19 protein-coding genes are annotated in these 19,542 nt (G+C 60.7%); 8 read left to right on the top strand and 11 right to left on the bottom strand.

Annotated features, from left to right (window positions below; translation table 11 throughout):
- The first annotated feature begins 9 nt into the window (after positions 1 to 9).
- A complete protein-coding gene (gene fumC / locus AC244Q_RS10985) occupies positions 10 to 1,401 on the top strand; it encodes a class II fumarate hydratase (RefSeq protein ID WP_012757717.1) in 1,392 nt (463 codons plus the stop codon).
- Between the two features lie 127 nt (positions 1,402 to 1,528).
- Here fumC and AC244Q_RS10990 read toward each other — a convergent pair whose 3' ends face one another.
- The gene (locus tag AC244Q_RS10990) at positions 1,529 to 2,362 is read right to left on the bottom strand and encodes a VCBS domain-containing protein (RefSeq protein WP_012757718.1); all 834 of its coding nucleotides are present in this window, start codon (positions 2,360 to 2,362) and stop codon (positions 1,529 to 1,531) included.
- A 255-nt stretch (positions 2,363 to 2,617) separates the two neighbouring features.
- Here AC244Q_RS10990 and AC244Q_RS10995 point away from each other — a divergent pair, with 255 nt between their 5' ends.
- A complete protein-coding gene (locus AC244Q_RS10995) occupies positions 2,618 to 4,225 on the top strand; it encodes a fumarate hydratase (protein WP_113548339.1) in 1,608 nt (535 codons plus the stop codon).
- A gap of 20 nt (positions 4,226 to 4,245) precedes the next feature.
- Here AC244Q_RS10995 and AC244Q_RS11000 read toward each other — a convergent pair whose 3' ends face one another.
- The gene (locus tag AC244Q_RS11000; protein ID WP_113548344.1) at positions 4,246 to 4,452 is read right to left on the bottom strand and encodes a hypothetical protein; all 207 of its coding nucleotides are present in this window, start codon (positions 4,450 to 4,452) and stop codon (positions 4,246 to 4,248) included.
- 347 nt (positions 4,453 to 4,799) lie between these two features.
- Here AC244Q_RS11000 and AC244Q_RS11005 point away from each other — a divergent pair, with 347 nt between their 5' ends.
- Positions 4,800 to 5,867 (top strand): GGDEF domain-containing protein, encoded by a 1,068-nt coding sequence (locus tag AC244Q_RS11005; protein WP_128407319.1) that lies wholly within the window; start codon positions 4,800 to 4,802, stop codon positions 5,865 to 5,867.
- 295 nt (positions 5,868 to 6,162) lie between these two features.
- On the opposite strand, the gene AC244Q_RS11010 is transcribed toward AC244Q_RS11005, so the two are convergent.
- Positions 6,163 to 6,774 (bottom strand): pyridoxamine 5'-phosphate oxidase family protein, encoded by a 612-nt coding sequence (locus AC244Q_RS11010; RefSeq protein ID WP_017994278.1) that lies wholly within the window; start codon positions 6,772 to 6,774, stop codon positions 6,163 to 6,165.
- 37 nt (positions 6,775 to 6,811) lie between these two features.
- On the bottom strand, positions 6,812 to 7,792 hold the full coding sequence (locus AC244Q_RS11015) for an alpha/beta hydrolase (protein WP_017994279.1): 981 nt from the start codon (positions 7,790 to 7,792) through the stop codon (positions 6,812 to 6,814).
- A 47-nt stretch (positions 7,793 to 7,839) separates the two neighbouring features.
- On the opposite strand from AC244Q_RS11015, the gene AC244Q_RS11020 reads away from it, so the two are divergent.
- Positions 7,840 to 8,307, top strand: a complete 468-nt coding sequence (locus AC244Q_RS11020) for a MarR family winged helix-turn-helix transcriptional regulator (protein WP_011652244.1) — start codon at positions 7,840 to 7,842, stop codon at positions 8,305 to 8,307.
- A 3-nt stretch (positions 8,308 to 8,310) separates the two neighbouring features.
- Here AC244Q_RS11020 and AC244Q_RS11025 read toward each other — a convergent pair whose 3' ends face one another.
- Entirely contained in the window at positions 8,311 to 9,501 is a 1,191-nt protein-coding gene (locus AC244Q_RS11025) for a low temperature requirement protein A (protein ID WP_017994280.1), read from the bottom strand.
- Positions 9,502 to 9,560: 59 nt separating this feature from the next.
- Positions 9,561 to 9,935, bottom strand: a complete 375-nt coding sequence (locus AC244Q_RS11030) for a gamma-butyrobetaine hydroxylase family protein (RefSeq protein ID WP_032996649.1) — start codon at positions 9,933 to 9,935, stop codon at positions 9,561 to 9,563.
- Positions 9,936 to 10,071: 136 nt separating this feature from the next.
- On the opposite strand from AC244Q_RS11030, the gene moaA reads away from it, so the two are divergent.
- On the top strand, positions 10,072 to 11,118 hold the full coding sequence (moaA, locus tag AC244Q_RS11035; protein WP_026157377.1) for a GTP 3',8-cyclase MoaA: 1,047 nt from the start codon (positions 10,072 to 10,074) through the stop codon (positions 11,116 to 11,118).
- Positions 11,119 to 11,270: 152 nt separating this feature from the next.
- Here moaA and AC244Q_RS11040 read toward each other — a convergent pair whose 3' ends face one another.
- On the bottom strand, positions 11,271 to 12,056 hold the full coding sequence (locus AC244Q_RS11040) for a class I SAM-dependent methyltransferase (protein WP_026157378.1): 786 nt from the start codon (positions 12,054 to 12,056) through the stop codon (positions 11,271 to 11,273).
- A gap of 115 nt (positions 12,057 to 12,171) precedes the next feature.
- Here AC244Q_RS11040 and AC244Q_RS11045 point away from each other — a divergent pair, with 115 nt between their 5' ends.
- From AC244Q_RS11045 to AC244Q_RS11055, 3 genes are read left to right on the top strand one after another with little or no spacing between them, the layout of a single operon-like run.
- Positions 12,172 to 13,308 carry an ABC transporter substrate-binding protein gene (locus AC244Q_RS11045; protein WP_017994283.1) on the top strand — a complete coding sequence of 379 codons (1,137 nt, stop codon included), beginning with the start codon at positions 12,172 to 12,174 and terminating at the stop codon, positions 13,306 to 13,308.
- A 6-nt stretch (positions 13,309 to 13,314) separates the two neighbouring features.
- Positions 13,315 to 14,385 (top strand): FecCD family ABC transporter permease, encoded by a 1,071-nt coding sequence (locus AC244Q_RS11050; protein ID WP_017994284.1) that lies wholly within the window; start codon positions 13,315 to 13,317, stop codon positions 14,383 to 14,385.
- Complete coding sequence (locus AC244Q_RS11055; RefSeq protein ID WP_017994285.1) at positions 14,379 to 15,131, top strand: ABC transporter ATP-binding protein; 753 nt, start codon at positions 14,379 to 14,381, stop codon at positions 15,129 to 15,131. Before AC244Q_RS11050 ends, AC244Q_RS11055 begins: the two co-directional genes overlap by 7 nt.
- Before the next feature lie 21 nt (positions 15,132 to 15,152).
- Here AC244Q_RS11055 and AC244Q_RS11060 read toward each other — a convergent pair whose 3' ends face one another.
- From AC244Q_RS11060 to AC244Q_RS11075, 4 genes are all read right to left on the bottom strand, one after another.
- Positions 15,153 to 16,103 carry a sugar-binding transcriptional regulator gene (locus AC244Q_RS11060; RefSeq protein ID WP_017994286.1) on the bottom strand — a complete coding sequence of 317 codons (951 nt, stop codon included), beginning with the start codon at positions 16,101 to 16,103 and terminating at the stop codon, positions 15,153 to 15,155.
- Positions 16,104 to 16,124: 21 nt separating this feature from the next.
- A complete protein-coding gene (locus AC244Q_RS11065) occupies positions 16,125 to 17,591 on the bottom strand; it encodes an FGGY family carbohydrate kinase (RefSeq protein WP_017994287.1) in 1,467 nt (488 codons plus the stop codon).
- A 68-nt stretch (positions 17,592 to 17,659) separates the two neighbouring features.
- Complete coding sequence (locus AC244Q_RS11070; protein ID WP_017994288.1) at positions 17,660 to 18,616, bottom strand: transketolase family protein; 957 nt, start codon at positions 18,614 to 18,616, stop codon at positions 17,660 to 17,662.
- Positions 18,616 to 19,425, bottom strand: a complete 810-nt coding sequence (locus AC244Q_RS11075; protein WP_017994289.1) for a transketolase — start codon at positions 19,423 to 19,425, stop codon at positions 18,616 to 18,618. Before AC244Q_RS11075 ends, AC244Q_RS11070 begins: the two co-directional genes overlap by 1 nt.
- Positions 19,426 to 19,542 lie beyond the last annotated feature (117 nt).

A 19,542-nucleotide genomic window follows, 5' to 3' on the forward strand; every position in this document is an offset into this window, starting at 1 on the left:
GCAAGGCTGATGACCGCAACCCGCACCGAAACCGATACTTTTGGCCCGATCGACGTCGCCGCCGACCGATATTGGGGCGCCCAGGCCGAACGTTCGCTCGGCAATTTCAAAATCGGCTGGGAAAAGCAGCCGCTGTCGATCGTGCGTGCGCTCGGAATCGTCAAGCAGGCCGCCGCCCGCGCCAACATGTCGCTCGACCAGCTCGATCCTGGCCTCGGCAAAGCGATCGTCGACGCCGCCCAGGAGGTGATCGAGGGCAAGCTGAACGACCATTTTCCGCTGGTCGTCTGGCAGACCGGCTCAGGCACGCAGTCCAATATGAATGCCAACGAAGTGATCTCCAATCGTGCGATAGAAATGCTCGGCGGCGTCATGGGTTCCAAAAAACCGGTGCATCCGAACGATCACGTCAATATGAGCCAGTCGTCGAATGACACCTATCCGACGGCCATGCACATCGCCTGCGCCGAGCAGATCGCCCATCACTTGCTGCCGGCCCTGAAGCACCTGCATGCCGCCCTCGACATGAAGGTCACCGAATTCAGTCACATCATCAAGATCGGCCGCACCCACACCCAGGATGCGACGCCGCTGACGCTCGGCCAGGAATTTTCGGGTTATGCCGCCCAGGTCGGCTCCGCTATCAAGCGCATCGAAATGACCCTGCCCGGCCTTTGCGAGCTCGCCCAGGGCGGTACTGCCGTCGGCACCGGCCTCAACGCGCCGGTGGGCTTTGCCGAAAAGGTCGCCGAGGAGATCGCCGCCATCACAGACATGCCTTTCGTCACCGCGCCGAACAAGTTCGAGGCGCTCGCCTCGCATGACAGCATGGTCTTTTCCCATGGCGCCATCAATGCGGCAGCCGCCGCCCTCTTCAAGATCGCCAACGATATCCGCTTGCTCGGTTCCGGCCCGCGCGCCGGCCTCGGCGAGCTGGCGCTGCCGGAAAATGAGCCCGGCTCCTCGATCATGCCCGGCAAGGTCAACCCGACTCAGTGCGAGGCGCTGACCCAGGTCTGCATCCATATCTTCGGCAACAACGCGGCTTTGACCTTCGCCGACAGCCAGGGCCATTTCGAACTCAACGTCTACAATCCGATGATGGCCTATAATTTCCTGCAGTCGGTGCAACTGCTCGCCGACGCCGCCGTCTCCTTCACCGACAACTGCGTCGTCGGCATCGAGGCGCGCGAGGACAATATCAAGGCAGGCCTCGAACGCTCGCTGATGCTGGTGACCGCACTCGCCCCGAAGATCGGCTACGACGCAGCCGCGAAGATCGCCAAGACGGCGCACAAGAACGGCACGACGCTGAAGGAAGAGGCCCTCGCCAGCGGCCTGGTGACATCGGAAGAGTACGACGAGATCGTGCGCCCGGAATCGATGATCGGGCCGAAGTAGGAAGGTCGCATAGGCCACAGCCCCTGATCCGGCTGCCGCCACCAACCGGGGTCGAGCCACAGGTCTCGACCCGTCCTTCGGACCCCCGCTCGCGGGGGGAAGGTGATATGCCGCAACTCCCTCCAGCCTATAGCAAGGCAAACAGCGAAAAATTGTCCATCACGACGGAATTGCCCATGAAATCGAACCTGATTTCTTCGATGTCTTCGAGATTGACCTCGAGAGTGGGGCCGGTGACCTCGAGCTCCTGCTGATAAACGATCTGGCCGTCGTTCAGCGCGGTGAGCGTCAGGTGAAAGGGCGCTGCCGACAATTCGGCAATCGAAACGCTCTGAAAGGTGAATTCCCCGCCATCGAGCATTTTCAAGCTTACGGGCGCAGAACCCGGCGATAGAACGGTATCGCTGAAACCGTCCTCGGTGATGGCGTCGACACCCGGGATGGTATCGTAGACATACCCGTTCAGAAGCGTCACCTCGTGGCTTCCATTCACCGAGAGCGCAAAGTTGCGATAATCAGGCAGAGAGAAATTATCGGCCCTCGACGTGACGCCCAAATCGTCGAAATCGAGGATTTCGTGGTATTTATCGCCTTCGTTGACGCCGTCGATCGCGAGCGTCAACACGCCGAGGTCCGTGCCTCCTGAGCCATCGGACATCTTGAAGCTCAGCTTCTCGATGAGCTGATCGTATTTCGTTAAATTTTTCACGACGTCGAGCGTGTAGTCCAGCTCGTACTCGAAGTGACCGTCAGGTTTAAGTCTGAAGGTTCCGTATTCGCCCCTTATGATCGTTTCGTGGTCAGGTCCATGTTTGGCGTCGATACGCACGCCATTGACGAAGCGAACATACATGTCCGCTCCCTCGGGATCGCTGGAGAGGCGCAGCAGATTCCCGCGGATCCAATTGTCTTCGAAAAAAACGAGAAGGTCGTCGACAGCAGTTGGCTTTGCATTTGTCATTGGAAGCCCCGGCAGGTTAACGCTGCCGGGAATATGAACTGGCCGCGGACCGAAGGCAACCTGAAGTCGTCTGTTTCGCGACAAATGTCGATTTCGCCTGTTCTTTCACTCGCTTACCGCGTGTGACGTGCCGACTGCAAAACGCGGCACGACATGCCCCCCACTCCAGAGTCCGCCGCATCCCGATTGCATTTGCCCCGTGGCGGATTTAGACCGCTTCCAATCTAGCGACGCCCTACCAGAAAGGTCACTTCGATGGCTGACGATCTCTTTCCCCTCGGCAAGGATGCCACCCCCTATCGCAAGCTCAGCGGCGACCATGTCTCGGTCGACACGTTCAAGGGCCAGGAGATCCTGACCGTCGAGCCGGAGGGGATCCGCCTGCTGGCCGAAACCGCCTTTGCCGACATCAACCACCTGCTGCGTCCCGGCCATCTGAAGCAGCTCGCCTCGATCCTCGACGATCCCGAAGCGACCGACAATGACCGTTTCGTCGCCTACGACCTGCTGAAGAACGCCAATATCGCCGCCGGCGGCGTGCTGCCGATGTGCCAGGATACCGGCACGGCGATCATCATGGGCAAGAAAGGCCGCAGGGTCTGGACGGAGGGGGAGGATACCGCCGCACTCGCCCGCGGCGTCATGGATGCCTATGAGAAGAAGAACCTGCGTTATTCGCAGCTCGCGCCGATCAAAATGTTCGAGGAAAAGAATACCAGGAACAATCTGCCGGCCCAGATCGACATCTACGAGGAAGGCACCGATGCCTACGAATTCCTCTTCGTCGCCAAGGGCGGCGGCTCGGCCAACAAGACCTTTCTCTACCAGGGCACGCCTTCGCTCTTGACCCATGACCGAATGATCGACTTCCTTAAGGAGAAGATCCTGACGTTAGGGACGGCAGCCTGTCCCCCCTACCATTTGGCGATCGTCATCGGCGGCACCTCGGCCGAGATGAACCTCAAAACTGTCAAGCTCGCCTCTACCCGCTATCTCGACGAGCTGCCGACCGAAGGGTCCGAGAGCGGCCACGCTTTTCGCGACATCGAGATGGAGACGGAAATCCACAAGCTGACCCAGCAGATGGGCGTCGGCGCCCAGTTCGGCGGCAAGTATTTCTGTCATGACGTGCGTGTCATCCGCCTGCCCCGCCACGGCGCCTCGCTGCCGATCGGCCTCGGCGTCTCCTGTTCCGCCGATCGCCAAGCCAAGGGCCGCATCACCCGCGATGGCATCTTCATCGAGCAGCTCGAAACCGATCCGTCGAAATACATGCCCGAGATCGACGAGGCGAAACTGTCGGAATCGACAGTGCGCATAGATCTCAACCGGCCGATGGCAGACGTGCTTGCCGAACTCTCCAGGCATCCGGTCAAGACGCGCCTGTCGCTGTCGGGCACCATCATTGTCGCTCGCGACCTCGCCCATGCCAAGATCCGCGAGCGGCTGGAAAAGGGCGAAGGCATGCCCGATTACCTGAAAAACCACCCGGTCTATTATGCCGGTCCCGCCAAGACGCCCGCCGGCTACGCCTCCGGCTCCTTCGGCCCGACCACGGCCGGCCGCATGGACAGCTATGTCGACCAGTTCCAGTCCTTCGGCGGCTCGATGGTGATGCTCGCCAAGGGCAATCGTTCGCGCGCCGTGCGCGAAGCCTGCAAGAAGCACGGCGGCTTCTATCTCGGCTCGATCGGCGGACCCGCCGCCCGTCTTGCTCAGGACTGTATCCGCAAGGTCGAAGTATTCGAATATCCCGAACTCGGCATGGAAGCGGTCTGGAAGATCGAAGTCGAAGACTTCCCCGCCTTCATCGTCATCGACGACAAGGGCAATGATTTCTTCCAGGAGCTGAATTTGGGGTGACGGGGCAGGCTGCGCCTGCTCTACCGTGCCGACGCCTTATCCGACGCGCCGATGTTCCGCGCCGTCACCGCCTCGCTCGCACTCACCACATCCCAGGCATCGACCCTCGCCAGGATCTCCGTGCGGAACGCGCCGGCGAAGAAGCCGGTGTGCTCCAGCAACAAGGTGCCGGCGGCGAAGACGGTGAAGGCAAGGATGGCAAAAGAAATATGGCGGGAGGTTTCCACGATCTCACGCCCTGGCTTGCAGGCTACGATCGGGTTTGCCACCAAGAAATATCAACCCGAAATACTGCCACTGCAATACGAAACGGCCAAAACCAACTGTCGACAAGATGAATACGGTCTCCGGCAGAGAAGAACTGTAAGTTTTCCAGACAACGCTCCCGCTCAGCGAGTACGCACTGTGCCGCTAAAGATACTTTTTCCCGTGGAAAATCATAGGCCTGATCGAAGTATTGACCCATGGGGCATTTGTCGTATGTAATCTTTGGTATATATCGCTTTAATCTTTTCCCAAGAAATTTAAGCTAACAAATGGAATATTGCCTTTGAATATATGAGGAGTTCGCCGGATGAATACGGCTGTCGCGCCGAAGGTGCAGGTTCCCGACGTTGCGGGTCAGATCACCTATGCCATGCGCTCCATGGGCGTTGCGCCGATACCGCGCAATTACGAACTCTTCTACGAGGCCTATATCGGCTCCAATCCGGCCCTGACCCGTGAGCTCGCGGCCCTCGGCGGCCAGGTGACCCAGGCCGAACTCGATGCGCTCGGCGCGCAGCACTTCACCCACAGCCCGGCCCGTGTCTTCGACGATGCCCATACGCGCATATCAGGCGAACTCGATGGCCTGCTGCGCATTCTCAAGCAGGAGCAGAGCTCGCTCGAAAGTTATACCAAGCTGCTCGGCGAAACCCACAAGCGCATTACCTCAAAGAGCAATGCCAGCGTCGAACTGATCGAAAACGCCATCGATCTGCTGAGCCAGGCAACCGGAGACACAATGGCGCATGGTGAACGCACCGTCGAGGACGTCGTCCAGCGCTCGCAGGAGATGGATCAGGTCCGCAAGGAACTCGACGAATACAAGCGCATCGCCAACACCGACTCGCTGACCCGCCTTTCCAATCGCCGCGCCTTCGACGACCGCCTCGCCGCCATCTTCGACAATTCGAGCATGCGGCCGGTGACGGCGCTGCTGCTCTGCGACATCGACAATTTCAAGAAGATCAACGACACCTACGGCCATCCGGTCGGCGACAAGGTGCTCGCCACCGTCGCCTCCGTCATCCGCAGCAATGTCCGTCGCGACATCTTCGTCGCCCGCACCGGCGGTGAGGAGTTCGCCCTCATCATCGACGGCAACACGCCTGAGGAAGTCACCGGCATCGCCGAGCGCATCCGCCGCACGCTAGAGACGACGCCCTTCAAGAATTCCCGCACGCGGGTGAATTACGGCCCGGTCACCGTCTCGATCGGCATCTGCATGGCCTCCAATGCCGAGGATGCCGGCGAACTCTACAGCAAGACCGACATCGCGCTCTACGGCGCCAAGAATGCCGGCCGCAACTGCACCATCCTCTATCAGGACGGCATGCAGAAGGATTTCACCAAGAGCTGGCTGATTTATAAGACGTGAGGGTAATCGGTCGCCGTGCGCACGCTGTCACCACAACGTGACGGCTTAGACTGTTGTCCGGTTCGCGCCGATGGCTCCCTTGTCCGCCAGGAGTCCGAGGGAACGGACGAGGTAGCCGCTTGCTCCCTCATTCCTGTGCCTGTCACAGGAATCCAGCCACCACGCGTCTGCGCGGTGAATAACTCTTTGCGACCGTGAAAATATCTTCCGCGCCCAAGCACTTGGGCACTGGATTCCTGTGACAAGCACAGGAATGAGGGAAGAGAGGTGGGTGTCCGCTTCTCGGCACCACACCCTACCACATCGTCTTCGCCGCCCGCCCCGGCCATTCCCGATCGTAGGTTTCCTGGTCGAAATCGCCGGTTGCGGCCTTCAGCATCTGCCCGGGCGTCGGCAGCTTTGCCGGATCGGCGAAGTGTTCTCCATTCCACAGCTCGGCCCGCATCACGGCGCGCGCGCATTGGAAATAGACCTCGTCGATCGAAATCACGACGACGGTGCGCGGATGTTTGCCGTCCATCTCGAAGCTTGAAAGCAGCGCCTCATCGTCGGAAACGACGCCGCGGCCGTTGATGCGCATCGTCGTGTTCGAGCCGGGGATCAGAAACATCAGCGCCAGGCGCGGATCGCGCACGATGTTGGAGAGCGAATCGACCCGGTTGTTGCCGCGCCAATCCGGCAGATGCAGCGTCTCGTCGTCGGCGACGCGCACCACGCCGCCAAGATCACCGCGCGGCGAACAGTCGAGACCCTCCGGGCCGACGGTCGCAAGCGCCGCAAACGGTGAGATCTCGATCATCTCGCGATAGAGGGGGGTCAATTGCTTCGTCACCTTGGCGACGGAGGCCGGCGAAAGCCCGGCGCCGTAGATCGTATTGAGCTCTTCGATGCTGCTGATGATTTTCATGAGGCGTCCCGCCGCGGCTTGATCTTCGCGACGGACGCTACAATGCCGCGCGCCTTGCCGGAAGCTCAAAAAACGGAATGATCTCCGCATCTTTTTTGATGCTTTCATCGGGCACTTCAACCACGCCTCGATCGCCGTCGAGAAACGCCGCGATCGCGGCAAGAACCGGCTCGGCGCCGATGATGCGCCGGTGGCCGAAGCCGTTCGCCCAGAACAGCCGAACGCCCTTCCCCGCTGCGCCATAGCGCCTGGCATGGAGAGACGACACCTCCTTGTCGTCCTCGGCATGGATGACGAGCACCGGCCGGCCGATGCCGCCCGCAGCCCCGCCGACGTCGAAATCCTCAAGTCTCCGTCCGGTGATGCGATGGACCTCGTTCTCCAGTGCCGCTTGCGCTGTAGGGCGAAGGCCGATCATCCCGCCGAAATCGGTAAACAGCGAGCCCATCTCGCTCGGCGCGCCGATCAGCACCAGTCTCTCGCCGGTGACAGGCGCCACACCAGGCAGCAGCCCCGCCGCCGAGACCATCAGCGCCGCACCGCCGAAGGAATGGCCGATAGCCGCATCGAATGCGCCGAAGCGCGCCTCGGCCGCCGCGATCGTCTCGACCGCAAGCCCCATATGCAGGAAGCGTCCGCCGGAACGGCCGTGGCCGGGAAAATCGAGCGCCACGACCTCCGCGCCCATTGCCGCAAGCATCGAGACGAGTTCGGCCATATATGCCGCGCTCGATCCCCAGCCATGTGTCACCAGATAGCGCTTGCGTTTACCCCTCGCCCCGCCGTTCAGCCGATAGGCATGCGCTTGGCGCCCGCCGGCAAGCCGGAGGGTGAAGCGTTCGGCACCGGCAAGCCGGAGCGCACCCGCTGCATGCACCGCTTTCGCCTTTGCTCCCTTCGGCTTTGTCGATGGCGTCCGGCAGAACAGCTGGAACGCCGCTTTGCCTGCCAGATCAGGAGAAACCGCCTGCAGAACCGAAAACCCGAGGCGGGTGACGTCAAGCGCAAAGTTTGCCATAGTGGGATTCCAAAAGACTGTTCAACACTGAACAATAAAGTACAACGATGAACAAAAATCAATCCCTTCCCTGGGATCATCCGCGTTTTCGCAGCTGGATCGCGGTGGCTCGCGCCTGCCAGCTGATGCAACAATCCCTGGCCCGCTCGCTTGCCGATCTCGATATCAAGCCGCCGCACCTCGATATCCTGGTCAATCTCTATCGTTTCGAAGGCATCTCGCAGCAGGAGCTGGCGCGCAAACTGCTGGTCGGCCGCTCCAATATGAGCATGCTCTTGCCGCAGATGGAGAAGCGCGGCCTGATCCTTCGCCGCGATGACGAGCGCGACAAGCGCGTGCTGCGCCTCTATTTGACGCCAGAGGGTCGGAAACTGAGTGAGGAAGCCATGGCCATCCAGACCGGCCTCATCGACCGCGTGCTGTCGGACGAGCCGATAGAGCAATGCATGGCGACTGCCGATTCGATGGAGCGGATCATCACTGTGCTGCTGAAAGATCTGCGCGACGAGGACTGATGTTCAATGCAGCGTCGGCGCCGCCTCCGTGCCCGTCAGCGAGCGGTATTCCCAGGCGGCGACGACGATCAGCACCAGCGTCGCCAGAATGCCCATCAGATAGACCTCGATGAAAGGCGCGACAAAGGCAAGCAGGATCAAAAACACCAGGCCGGCGAGATGCGAGAGCGGCATCCGCCCGCTGGTCGCGCCCTTGAACCAGAGATTGCCGATCAGGAATAGGCCGGAGCCGCCGAGCACGGCTGCGGCGATGCCGAGATCACCGGTTTCATGCGGATGCGAGAACATGAACTCGACCGCGACCGCATGGACGATGATGCCGGCAAGAATTGGGATATGTCCATAGGTGAAGGCCTGCCGCGCCAAGCTTCCCGGCGTCTCCTCATGCTCGATGCGGTGGGCGGCGCGCCCGTGGCCGAAGCGGAAGTAGAGCCACCACATGGCGACCGTGCCGATGAAGGCGGTGACGAAGACGACGCTGGTCAGCCCTGAGAACGGCAGCTCCGAAAAGGTGCGGCCGGACACGAGGATCGCTTCGCCGAGGCAGATGATCACGAAGAGTGCACAGCGCTCCGCCATGTGCGCGCCGGAAACGTCCCAGTCCCGCGCTGTCGAACGCCCAAGCCCCGGCACGGCAAAGCCCGCGGCGGGCCCGGCATATTCGATCGCAAGCGCTATCACCCAGGCGATCAGCCGGGCTTCATGCTCGAGCAGCCCGCCGGCGATCCAGAAGACGCCTGCTGCCACGAGCCAGGCGGTGATGCGGACGAAATTCAGCGTATTGGCGCGGTCGACGCGCGTCATCGCATAGGTCGTAAACAGCGAGCGCCCGACCTGCATCGCCACATAGGCGCCGGCAAACAGCAGGCCCTTGTCGCCGAAAGCCTCGGGGATGGAGGCAGACAGCAGCAGGCCGAGCATCATCAGCGCCACCAACATCCCGCGCACCGGCATCTTGTCAGGATCGAGCCAGTTCGTCACCCAGGCGGTGAAGATCCACACCCACCAGACGGCGAAGGTCATCAGCGCTGCTTCGGCTGCACCGAGCGGCGTGTAGTGGGCGGCGAGCGCATGCGAGAGCTGCGAGATCGAAAAGACGAAGACCAGGTCGAAGAACAGTTCGAGGAAGGTCACCTTGTTGCTGCTGGCGCTGCCCTTGGCGCGCAGCCAGTTCTTTCCGTTCGTTTTCGCCATATGGCCCCCCGATGGCTGGATTATGCATGGATTGAAAGTGATAGCGGCTCAGGTGAGCGTCAGCGCGGCTTCTCCGCCGTGTCGCGGTTCATGCCCTTTTCGCTCAGCTCGGCTTCGTAGGCCGAAAACAGCTCAGGTCCCTGTTCGCCGAGCTCGCGTAGATAGGTCCAGGTGTAGATGCCGGTATCGTGCATGTCGTCGAAGCCGATCCGGACCGCGTAATTGCCGGTCGGCATCATCGAGATGATCGCGACATTGCGTTTGCCCGGCACCGTCACCTTCTGCCCCGGCCCATGGCCCTGCACCTCGGCCGAGGGCGACAGCACGCGCAAGAGCTCGGCCGACAGGTCGAAGCTCTGGCCGTCGTTGAAGGTTACCACCAGCCGCTGCCTGTCTTTCGATACGCGAAGTTCGCTCGGCCAGATATCGCTCATCATTTTGTCCTCTTCTCATGCGAGGAGTAGGCGTTGATCTTTTTCGGCGCAAGCTGAAATTGGCATGCTCGCGCGGGCAGTTTCCCTTGACGCGACAACAGCATATGCCCACATTGACGAGAGTACGGAGATGCAGGTGAATACTAGAGTTGGAACGATAGGCAATGCATCGCCGCTGGCGGCAGGTGCGGACCCGATGATCGACCCCTTCGGGCGGGCGGTCACCTATCTCCGCGTCTCCGTCACCGACCGCTGCGATTTCCGCTGCACCTATTGCATGGCGGAGAATATGACCTTCCTGCCGAAGAAGGATCTGCTGACGCTGGAAGAGCTCGACCGGCTCTGTTCCGCCTTCATCGCCAAGGGTGTCAGCAAGATCAGGCTGACCGGCGGCGAGCCTTTGGTGCGCAAGAACATCATGTATCTGGTTCGCCAACTCGGCCGGAAGATCGGCGCCGGCCTCGACGAATTGACGCTGACCACCAACGGCTCACAGCTTTCTCGCCACGCCGAGGAGCTTTATGATTGCGGCGTGCGCCGGATCAACGTTTCGCTGGATACGCTCGACCCCGACAAGTTCCGCAAGATCACCCGCTGGGGCGATTTCGCCAAGGTCATGGAAGGCATCGACGCAGCTCAAAAGGCAGGGTTGAAGATCAAGCTCAACGCCGTGGCGCTGAAGGATTTCAACGATGCCGAGATGCCGGAGCTGCTGCGCTTCGCCCACGGCCGCGGCATGGATTTGACCGTCATCGAAACCATGCCGATGGGCGAGATCGAAGAAGACCGCACCGATCAGTACCTGCCGCTGTCGAAACTGCGCGCCGATCTCGAGGACCAGTTCACCCTTGCTGACATCGATTACCAGACCGGCGGCCCGGCGCGTTACGTCAGGGTCGAAGAAACCGGCGGCCGCCTCGGCTTCATCACGCCGATGACGCATAATTTCTGCGAGAGCTGCAACCGCGTGCGCCTCACCTGCACCGGCACGCTCTACATGTGCCTCGGCCAGAACGACGCCGCCGATCTGCGCGCCGCACTCCGCGCCACCGACGACGACGCCCTCCTCCACGCCGCCATCGACGAGGCCATCACCCGCAAACCCAAAGGCCACGACTTCATCATCGACCGCACGCATAACCGTCCAGCGGTAGCGCGGCATATGAGTGTTACTGGTGGGTGAAAAATAGGGCCGTACGCCTACCCGCACCACCCTCATTCCTGTGCACGTCACAGGAATGAGGGAGGCTGGGTTGATCCTCGCGCTAGATTTTCTGCCGTAGGTAGATGGAACGTCGCCTGCTGCAGGGCCGACCGTCCCCAAGCGCCAACCCATCACTCAGGCTTACGCGCACAAATCGCAAACCGGTCCTGCACCATGCGCTCGAGCCCGCGCAGAAACGGCATCTTGCGCGCCTGCGCCCAATGGATATCGGCGAGTTTGCGGTCGACGACAATATCCGTAAAGCCGGCTTGGCGCAGAAGATCGACGACTGCTTCAGCAGGCATCTGGCTGGAGAAATGCACGCGTGAGCGGATCTTCTGGTGCCGCGCCATCATCTCCGGCGACATGTGGCTCGCCGGCGGCTTGCCGGTCACCTTCGTCCAGAGCTTCTGCAGGCCCTTGACCCAGGTTTCCTTGCCCATATTGCCGTCGAGGATCAGCACCTTGCCGCCCGGCTTCAATACCGAGAACCATTCCTTGAAGGCCGAAGCCGGGTCCACCAGCGTCCAGACGAGATGGCGGTTGGTGATGACGTCGTAGCTGTCCTTGGGCTCCATCGTGTTCTCGGCATCGCCGGACACGAAGCGGATATCGGTGCCGCGCTTCTTCGCCTTGGCACGTGCCTGCGCCAGCATCGCATCCGACCAGTCGAGGCCGGTGACCGCAAAGCCGACATCATGCATCAGATGCGAGATGACGGCGGTGCCGCAGGCGAGATCGAGCGCCGCGCGCGCCTGCCCCTCGCCCAGATGTTTTCTGATCAGCCGCTGCCAGCCTTTCCGCTCCGCTTCCGAAAAGATTTCATGGCCGACGCTCTGGTCGAAGGTCGCCGCCCGTTCCGACCAGAAGTCGCGGATTTCGTCGCGGATCGAGTAGTTCGTATTCATGGAATTCATTTGAGGCACCCCGGCATCGGATCAGTTTGGAAACGCTCTAAAACATAGAACTTGATTCATAAAGTCATATTTCTTATGCCTGCGGACATTATTCAGACCTCGGGGGAATTTCCAGATGAATTTCGTGAAAATACTCGCAGTCTCTGCGGCTGCGATGGCGAGCCTGATGCCGCTTTCGGCCTGGGCGCAATCCTTCACCGTCAAGGATGTGGCCGGCCGTGAAGTGACCTTCGACAAGCCGGTCGAGCGTGTGATCCTTGGGGAAGGCCGCATGCTCTACGCCGTCGCGCCGATCGAGAAGGAAGATCCCTTCGCCAAGATCGTCGGCTGGCGCAACGATCTCTGGACCACCGACAAGGACGGCTTCAACGCCTATGTCGAGAAGTTTCCGAAGGGCAAGGACCTGCCCTTCCTCGGCAACCTGACCGACGGCACGCTGCAGACCGAAACGGTTGTCAAGCTTCATCCCGATGTGCTGCTGCTGCCGATCGGCAACAAGGCGGCCGCTGACGAGGTGAAGCTTGAGGACATGCTGAACGGCATCGGCGTAAAGATCGTCTATATCGATTTCCGCGAGCACATCCTTGCCAACACCGAGCCGAGCCTGAAGATCCTCGGCCAGATTTTCGGCCATGAAGACCGCGCCGAAGCCGTCGCCGCCTTCTGGAAAGAGCAGCTGGCCCGCGTGACCGACAAGCTCAAGGCCGCCAATCCGCCGAAGCCGAATGTCTTCATGTACCGCGCCGCCGGCTTGGTGGAGTGCTGCGGCACCTTCGGTCCTGACAATTTCGGCCTGATGGTCGATTGGGCCGGCGGCCACAATCTCGGCTCCGATTTCCTGCCTGGCTATACCGGCTCGATTAATGCCGAACAGGTTGTCGCCTCCAATCCTGACGTCATCGTCGTCACCGGCTCCAACTGGAGCCAGACCAAGAATGCCAAGGACTTTGTGAATGTCGGCCCGAATGCAGCAGCCACCTTCGACGACGGCCGCAAGGCGCTGAACACGCTGATGGAAAACCCTGCCTTCACCGGCTCCCGGGCGGTTGCCGGCGGCAATGTCCACGCGATCTGGCACCAGTTCTATACCAGCCCCTACCAGTTCGTCGCCGTGCAGCAGCTGGCCAAGTGGTTCCATCCGAACCTCTTTGCCGATCTCGATCCCGATGCCACCTTCAAGGAATTCCACGAAAAATTCCTGCCGGTCGCCTACCAGCCGGGTTACTGGGTCGACGCCAAGGCGGGTCAGTAATCCGACATGGCCGAGATCGCCGCCATATCGATCGAAGCCGAAGCCGGGAGGGAGCGCTACCGCGCCCTCGCCCGGCGCAAGCTGCTGATCCTTGCCGCCATGACGGCTGCGCTTTGCCTGTCCTTTGCGGTCGATCTCGCCTGGGGCCCGGCCCGCTACAACCTCAGTGAGGTCGTCGCCGCCCTTCTCGACCCCTCCTCCGTTTCGGATCAGGTGCGGGCCGTCGTCTGGGACATCCGCATGCCGGTTGCCGTGATGGCGATCGTCGTCGGCGCGTCGCTTTCCGTCGCCGGCGCGCAGATGCAGACGATCCTCGCCAATCCGCTCGCCAGCCCCTTCACGCTCGGCATATCGGCCGCGGCAAGTTTCGGTGCCGCCCTTGCGATCGTCACCAGCGTTCCGCTTCTGCCTGTTGCAGCCGGCCTGCTGGTGCCGGTCAATGCCTTCATCATGGCGTTGATCGCCACGCTCTTCATCCATTTCGTCTCGCAGGCCCGCGGCGTCTCGGTGCAGACCGTTGTGCTGCTCGGCATCGCGCTGGTCTTCACCTTCAATGCGTTGCTCGCCTTCCTGCAATATCTCGCCTCAGAACAGGCGCTGTCGGCTGTCGTCTTCTGGACGATGGGCAGCCTCACCAAGGCGACCTGGCCGAAGATCTGGGTAACGCTTGCCGTTCTGCTGATCGCCCTGCCGCTCTTTGCCCGCAATGCCTGGGCGTTGACGGCGATCCGCCTTGGCGAGGACAAGGCTGCAAGCTTTGGCGTTAATGTCCGCCGCATCCGGCTGGAAACTATGCTTGTGGTCTCGCTGCTCGCCGCAGTCCCCGTCAGCTTCGTCGGCACGATCGGTTTCGTCGGACTCGTCGGGCCGCATATTGCGCGCATGATCCTCGGCGAGGATCAGCGCTTCTTCCTGCCGGGCTCGATCCTGTCAGGCGCACTGCTGCTGTCGCTGACCTCGATCGTCTCGAAGTCGATCATACCAGGTGTCGTCTTTCCGATCGGCATCATCACCGCGCTGGTCGGCGTGCCCTTCTTCTTCTCGCTCATCCTCTCGAACAGGAGCCGGTCGTGGTAGCGCTTCAGTTGCAATCGGTCGGCGCCTATCACGGCCGCAAGCTCTTCGTCGAAGACGTGACGACGCCGGTGATGACATCGGGTGAGGTCGTGGCGGTAATCGGCCCGAACGCCGCCGGCAAGTCGACGCTCTTCAAGCGCATCACCGGCCTGCTCAAGGGGCCGGGCCATGTCGTCGTCGAAGGCTCGAAGGCGAAAAACGCCATCGGCTACATGCCGCAGGATACCTCGGCAAATGCGGTGCTGACGGTCTACGAATCCATCCTGCTTGCCCGCAAGCAGGGCCAGTCCTGGGCCGTCAGCGACAGCGACCTGCGCTTCATCGACGAAATCATGAAAGCGCTCGATATCACCGCCATCGCCTTCCGCGATCTCGGCGCTCTCTCCGGCGGCCAACGCCAGCTCGTCTCGATCGCCCAGGCCCTGGTCCGCGAGCCGGAGATCATGCTGATGGACGAGCCGACCAGCGCGCTCGATCTTCACCGCCAGGTCGAGGTCCTCGATTTCATGCGCCGCCAGGCCCGCACCAAAGGCATGATCGTGCTGATCGCCATCCACGACCTCAACCAGGCGCTTCGCTTCGCCGACAAAGTCCTCGTCATCGCCAACGGCCGCATGCACGCCTGCGGCACCCCAAGGGATGTCGTCACCACCGAAATGCTGCGGGAGATCTACCGGGTCGAAGCCCGGGTGGAGAAATGCTCGATGGAGTACGACCACGTGATCGTGGATGGGACAGCGCATTGAGGATGGCAACCGCCAGCCTCATCAGTTGATCAATCGCTGCGCGGTAAACTTGTCCGTAACAAGCATGTCGATGACCCCCACACGGAGCGCGCCTGCAATCGCGTCAGTCTTTTTGGACCCGCCGGCAAGAGCAATGACCCGGTCCACCCGTTCGAGATCCTCGAGTGGAAGCCCTATGACTCGGTCGTCCAGAGGTGTCTTGACCGGCTTGCCGTTTTTATCGAAGAAGCGAAGCGAGATATCGCCGACGGCTCCCGCTTCCGCGAGATCAGAGAGTTCGCGAGACGAAAAGATGTTGCCGGACCGTGCGAGAAGTTCGGACGGTTCGACTGCTCCGATTCCGACGATCGCAAGCGTTATGCTGCCGAACAAGTCCATCGTCTCCCGAACGTATGGATCGGCCTGCATAAGAAATTTTGCCTCTCTGGACGTCGTAACGCCCTGCACAGCGAGCAGTTTTGGCTCAGCGCCAGTCAGCCGAGCAAGCCGCGTCGTAAGCTGCGTCGCATGCGTCTGCACTGAAGGATCGCCCATGCCTCCAAGGGTTTGGACGACGTATTTCGCCTGAGCGCTCTTCAGGGGATGAATGTTCTCGACCATCTTGGAGATGGTCTGGCTCCAACTCGAAACGCCGATGATCTCCCCTGGCGCTAGCGTTACCTCCAAGAGATGAGCCGCTGCCTCTCCGATACGGGCCATGATGGCTCCGTCCCGATCTTCCGTACACTCAACGACGATCGCCTCCGGCAAATCATATTTCTCGCGAAGTGCGCTCTCAAGCTCGCTGTAGGTGCCAACGGGAGGGGTCACGCTGGTTCGCACAATATCTTCGGCCTCGGCACGCTTGAGCATGCGCGACACCGTCGCCTGCGACAGGCGAAGGTGCTCTGCGATCTCCGCCTGTCGCCGTCCCTCTAAGTGGTACATTTGGGCGACCCGTGAGATGAGGCGGAGTTCATTGAGGCGAGTCATCGCTAATCCTAGGGTGAATTTTTATTCATCATTAGCCGTTGTTTCGCGTGCCGTCGAGCGGGCAAGTGCATCATTCCAAGTATCCAGAAGCACCACTCGATCCACGGGTTCCGGGTCAATGATATGTGAGCTGCGGGGCAGCTCTGCGATAACCTGAAGATCGCTCCACAGGCCAAGTGAGAGACCCGCGAGATATGCGGCCCCCAAAGCCGACGCCTCGGGTGCTTCGCATTGGATCACGGGATGTTCGATGAGGTTCGAGACACATTGCATCAGGAAGCGGTTTTGGCTCGGTCCGCCGTCTACATAGAGCGCCCCGAGCTCGCCGCCGCTTTGTGCTCGCATGGCGGCGATCACGTCGTGCACCTGGAGGGCGATCGAGTCGGTGACCGACCGCGCCATTTGTGCACGTGTCGTATTGAAGTTGATCTGGGAAAACAGGGCACGGGCGTCGGAATTCCAATAGGGTGCGCCCAGTCCCACGAATGCTGGCACGAAGCCCGGTCCGCCCGGTTCGGCGCTCGCCGCAAGTTCGACAAGGGCCGCCACGTCCGAAAGGCCGAGAATGCCTGCCATCCAGGGGAGACTGGCGGCGCAAACGAGAATATTGCCTTCGAAAGCGAAAGTCGGCTTTCCATGGAGGCGCCATGCGACGGTCGTTGTGACGCCATTGCGTGGAGGAATAAATCGCGAAAGCGTCGTCATCACAGACGAGCCGGTTCCGAAGGTTACCTTGCCATCACCCGGCTTGAATGCTCCATGACCGAACAGCGCAGCATGACTGTCTCCGATCACGGCCATGATCGGAGTTCCATCCGGCACGCCTGGCAACCCTTGCGTCCTGCCGAAGTCGGCAGAGCTGTCGAGTACCTCGGGGAGGAGCGCGATATCCACGCCGAAAATCTCGCCAAGTTCCTCGCTCCATCTCTGCTCCAGGAGATCGAACAACTGGCTCCTGGCGGCATTCGAAGCGTCGCAAACATGCCGGCGCCCGCCGGTCAGGCAGTGGACGAGCCAACTGTCGACCGTTCCCAGCCGCACCGATCGCCCGGCCGGAATACGGTCGAGCAGCCATCGGAATTTCGAACCCGGGAACATCGGATCCAGCGGCAGGCCCGTGAGCGCCTGCACACGGTCAAGGTGGCCTTCGGCAATGAGACGTTCGCAATCCTGTGCCGTTCGACGGCACTGCCAGCTTACCACCGGCCCAAGTGCTTCTCCCGTTTCGGCGTCCCAAGCAGTGACTGACTCGCGCTGATTGGAAATCGCCACGGCCTCGACAGCCACGTCGGGGGTGGCCTTCAGGCAGGCGTCGATCGCCTCGCAGACGGATGCGTAGAGCCGGTGCGGATCTTGTTCGACCCAGCCGGGTTTCGGATAGGTGATGCCGACTGGAGCCGAACCTCTGCCAACAATTTCTCCCTTTTCGGAAACCAGAACTGCCTTTGAATTGGTGGTTCCCTGGTCAATTGCCAGAATTGCCCGCATTCTATCCTCCCCAGATCAGACGGCAGCCGGGACGACAAAAAGCGTCCGGGCTGATCACGTCATCCCACTTACTTGCGCCTGATCAGCGACTGCGCGGCGTCGGCGATTGCGGACGGCGCCATCCCGAATTCGTCGAGCAGGAACTCTGCCGAACCGGTCGGAGCGTAGACGCCGGGAACGCCGAGACGTTTCATCGGGACCGGAGCATTGTCGACCACCACTTCGGCGACCGCGGAACCGAGCCCGCCAAAAATCGAATGCTCTTCGGCTGTGACGATCGCTCCGGTTTCCTTCGCCGCGGCGATGATGGCCTCCTCGTCGATCGGACGAACCGTTGCAAGGTTGAGCACTCTGGCGTTGATGCCGCGTTCTGCGAGGATCTCGGCGGCCTTTAAGATTCGATGAGTCAAAGTGCCGTTTGCGATAAGGGTGACGTCGGAACCCTGGCGAAGGAGGTTTGCCTTGCCAAGTTCGAACTTGTGACCCTCCGGAAGGAGATCAGGCACACCTACGCGAGACAGACGCAGGAAACAGGGGCCGTTATAGGCCGCGGCCCACTCAACCGCAGCAGCTGTTTCGATGCGGTCACAAGGCGCAATGACCGGAAGATTAGGCAGAACCCGCGTCCAGGCGAAGTCTTCGATCGAGTGATGGGTCGGGCCGAGTTCGCCATACGCCATTCCGGAAGAAATGCCGACCAGCTTGACGTTGGCATTCGAATACGAAATATCGGCCTTGATCTGCTCCAGCGACCGTCCCGTTAGAAACGGAGCGGCGGCGCACACGAACGGAAGGCGTCCGCCATTGGCGAGGCCTGCTGCAACCCCCACCATGTTCTGCTCGGCGATGCCGACATTGACGAGGCGCTCTCCAAATTTCGCCTTGAAGCCGCCGAGCTTGGAGGAGCCCACGGAGTCGTTGCAGACGGCAACGATCGTTTCGTTTTCGGCTGCCAGCCGCTCAAGCGTGGTGGCGAATGCGTCGCGGCAATCGTAGAGCTTGGATGCGTTTATTGACGCGTTCATTACACTGCCTCCGACAATTCTGCCAATGCGATTTCGTATTGTTCCTTGCTCGGTACCTTGTGGTGCCAGTCGACTCGGTCTTGCATGAACGAGATTCCATGCCCCTTGTTGGTGTGGGCCACGATGCAATGCGGTCTCGATCCCCGGTGTTCGAGGGCTGAAACGACTTCGCTCATATTGTTCCCATTGATCTCGGTGACTTCCCAATCGAAAGCTTCAAGCTTCGGACGAAGCGGGGCGAGATCGTTGGTTTCCGCCAGGGCGGCGCCCTGCTGGAACCTGTTGTGGTCGATCACCAGCGTCAGGTTATCGAGCTTGAACTGCGCGGCCGCCATGATCGCTTCCCAGTTGGAACCCTCCTGCATCTCACCGTCGCCGGTGACGACATAGGTGTGATATTTCGCGCCTGAGAGCTTGGCGGCTTTTGCCATTCCTATTGCGACTGGAAGACCGTGGCCGAGCGGCCCGGTATTCGTTTCGACGCCAGGAACCTTGTTGCAATTTGGATGCCCGTTCAGCCTCGAATGCGGCTGCAAGAAGGTGGAAATCTCTTCCTCCGGGATGAAGCCGCGTTTTGCGAGCGTCACATACAGAGCGCATGCAGTATGTCCCTTCGAAAGAACGAACCTGTCGCGACCGGGGTGCTTCGGCTGATCGGGCCAGACATTCAGCACACGAAAATAGAGGGCAGTCAAAATGTCGATGACCGACATTTCCCCGCCAATATGGCCGGCGCCCGCTTCAAAGACCGCCTGGAGATCGCGCAATCGGATCTCGCGAGCGACCCGCTCGAGTTCTGTCGTATTCATGGATTCCTCTCATGCATAAATATTCAATTATCAATATTTTTGCACAAGACACCGATTAGTCAAGTCCTTTAAGTGCTACACCAACAGTTGCAAGTCTAGAAATCCTGTTGACAGCCC

The sequence above is a fragment of the Rhizobium sp. CB2179 genome (assembly GCF_057653455.1).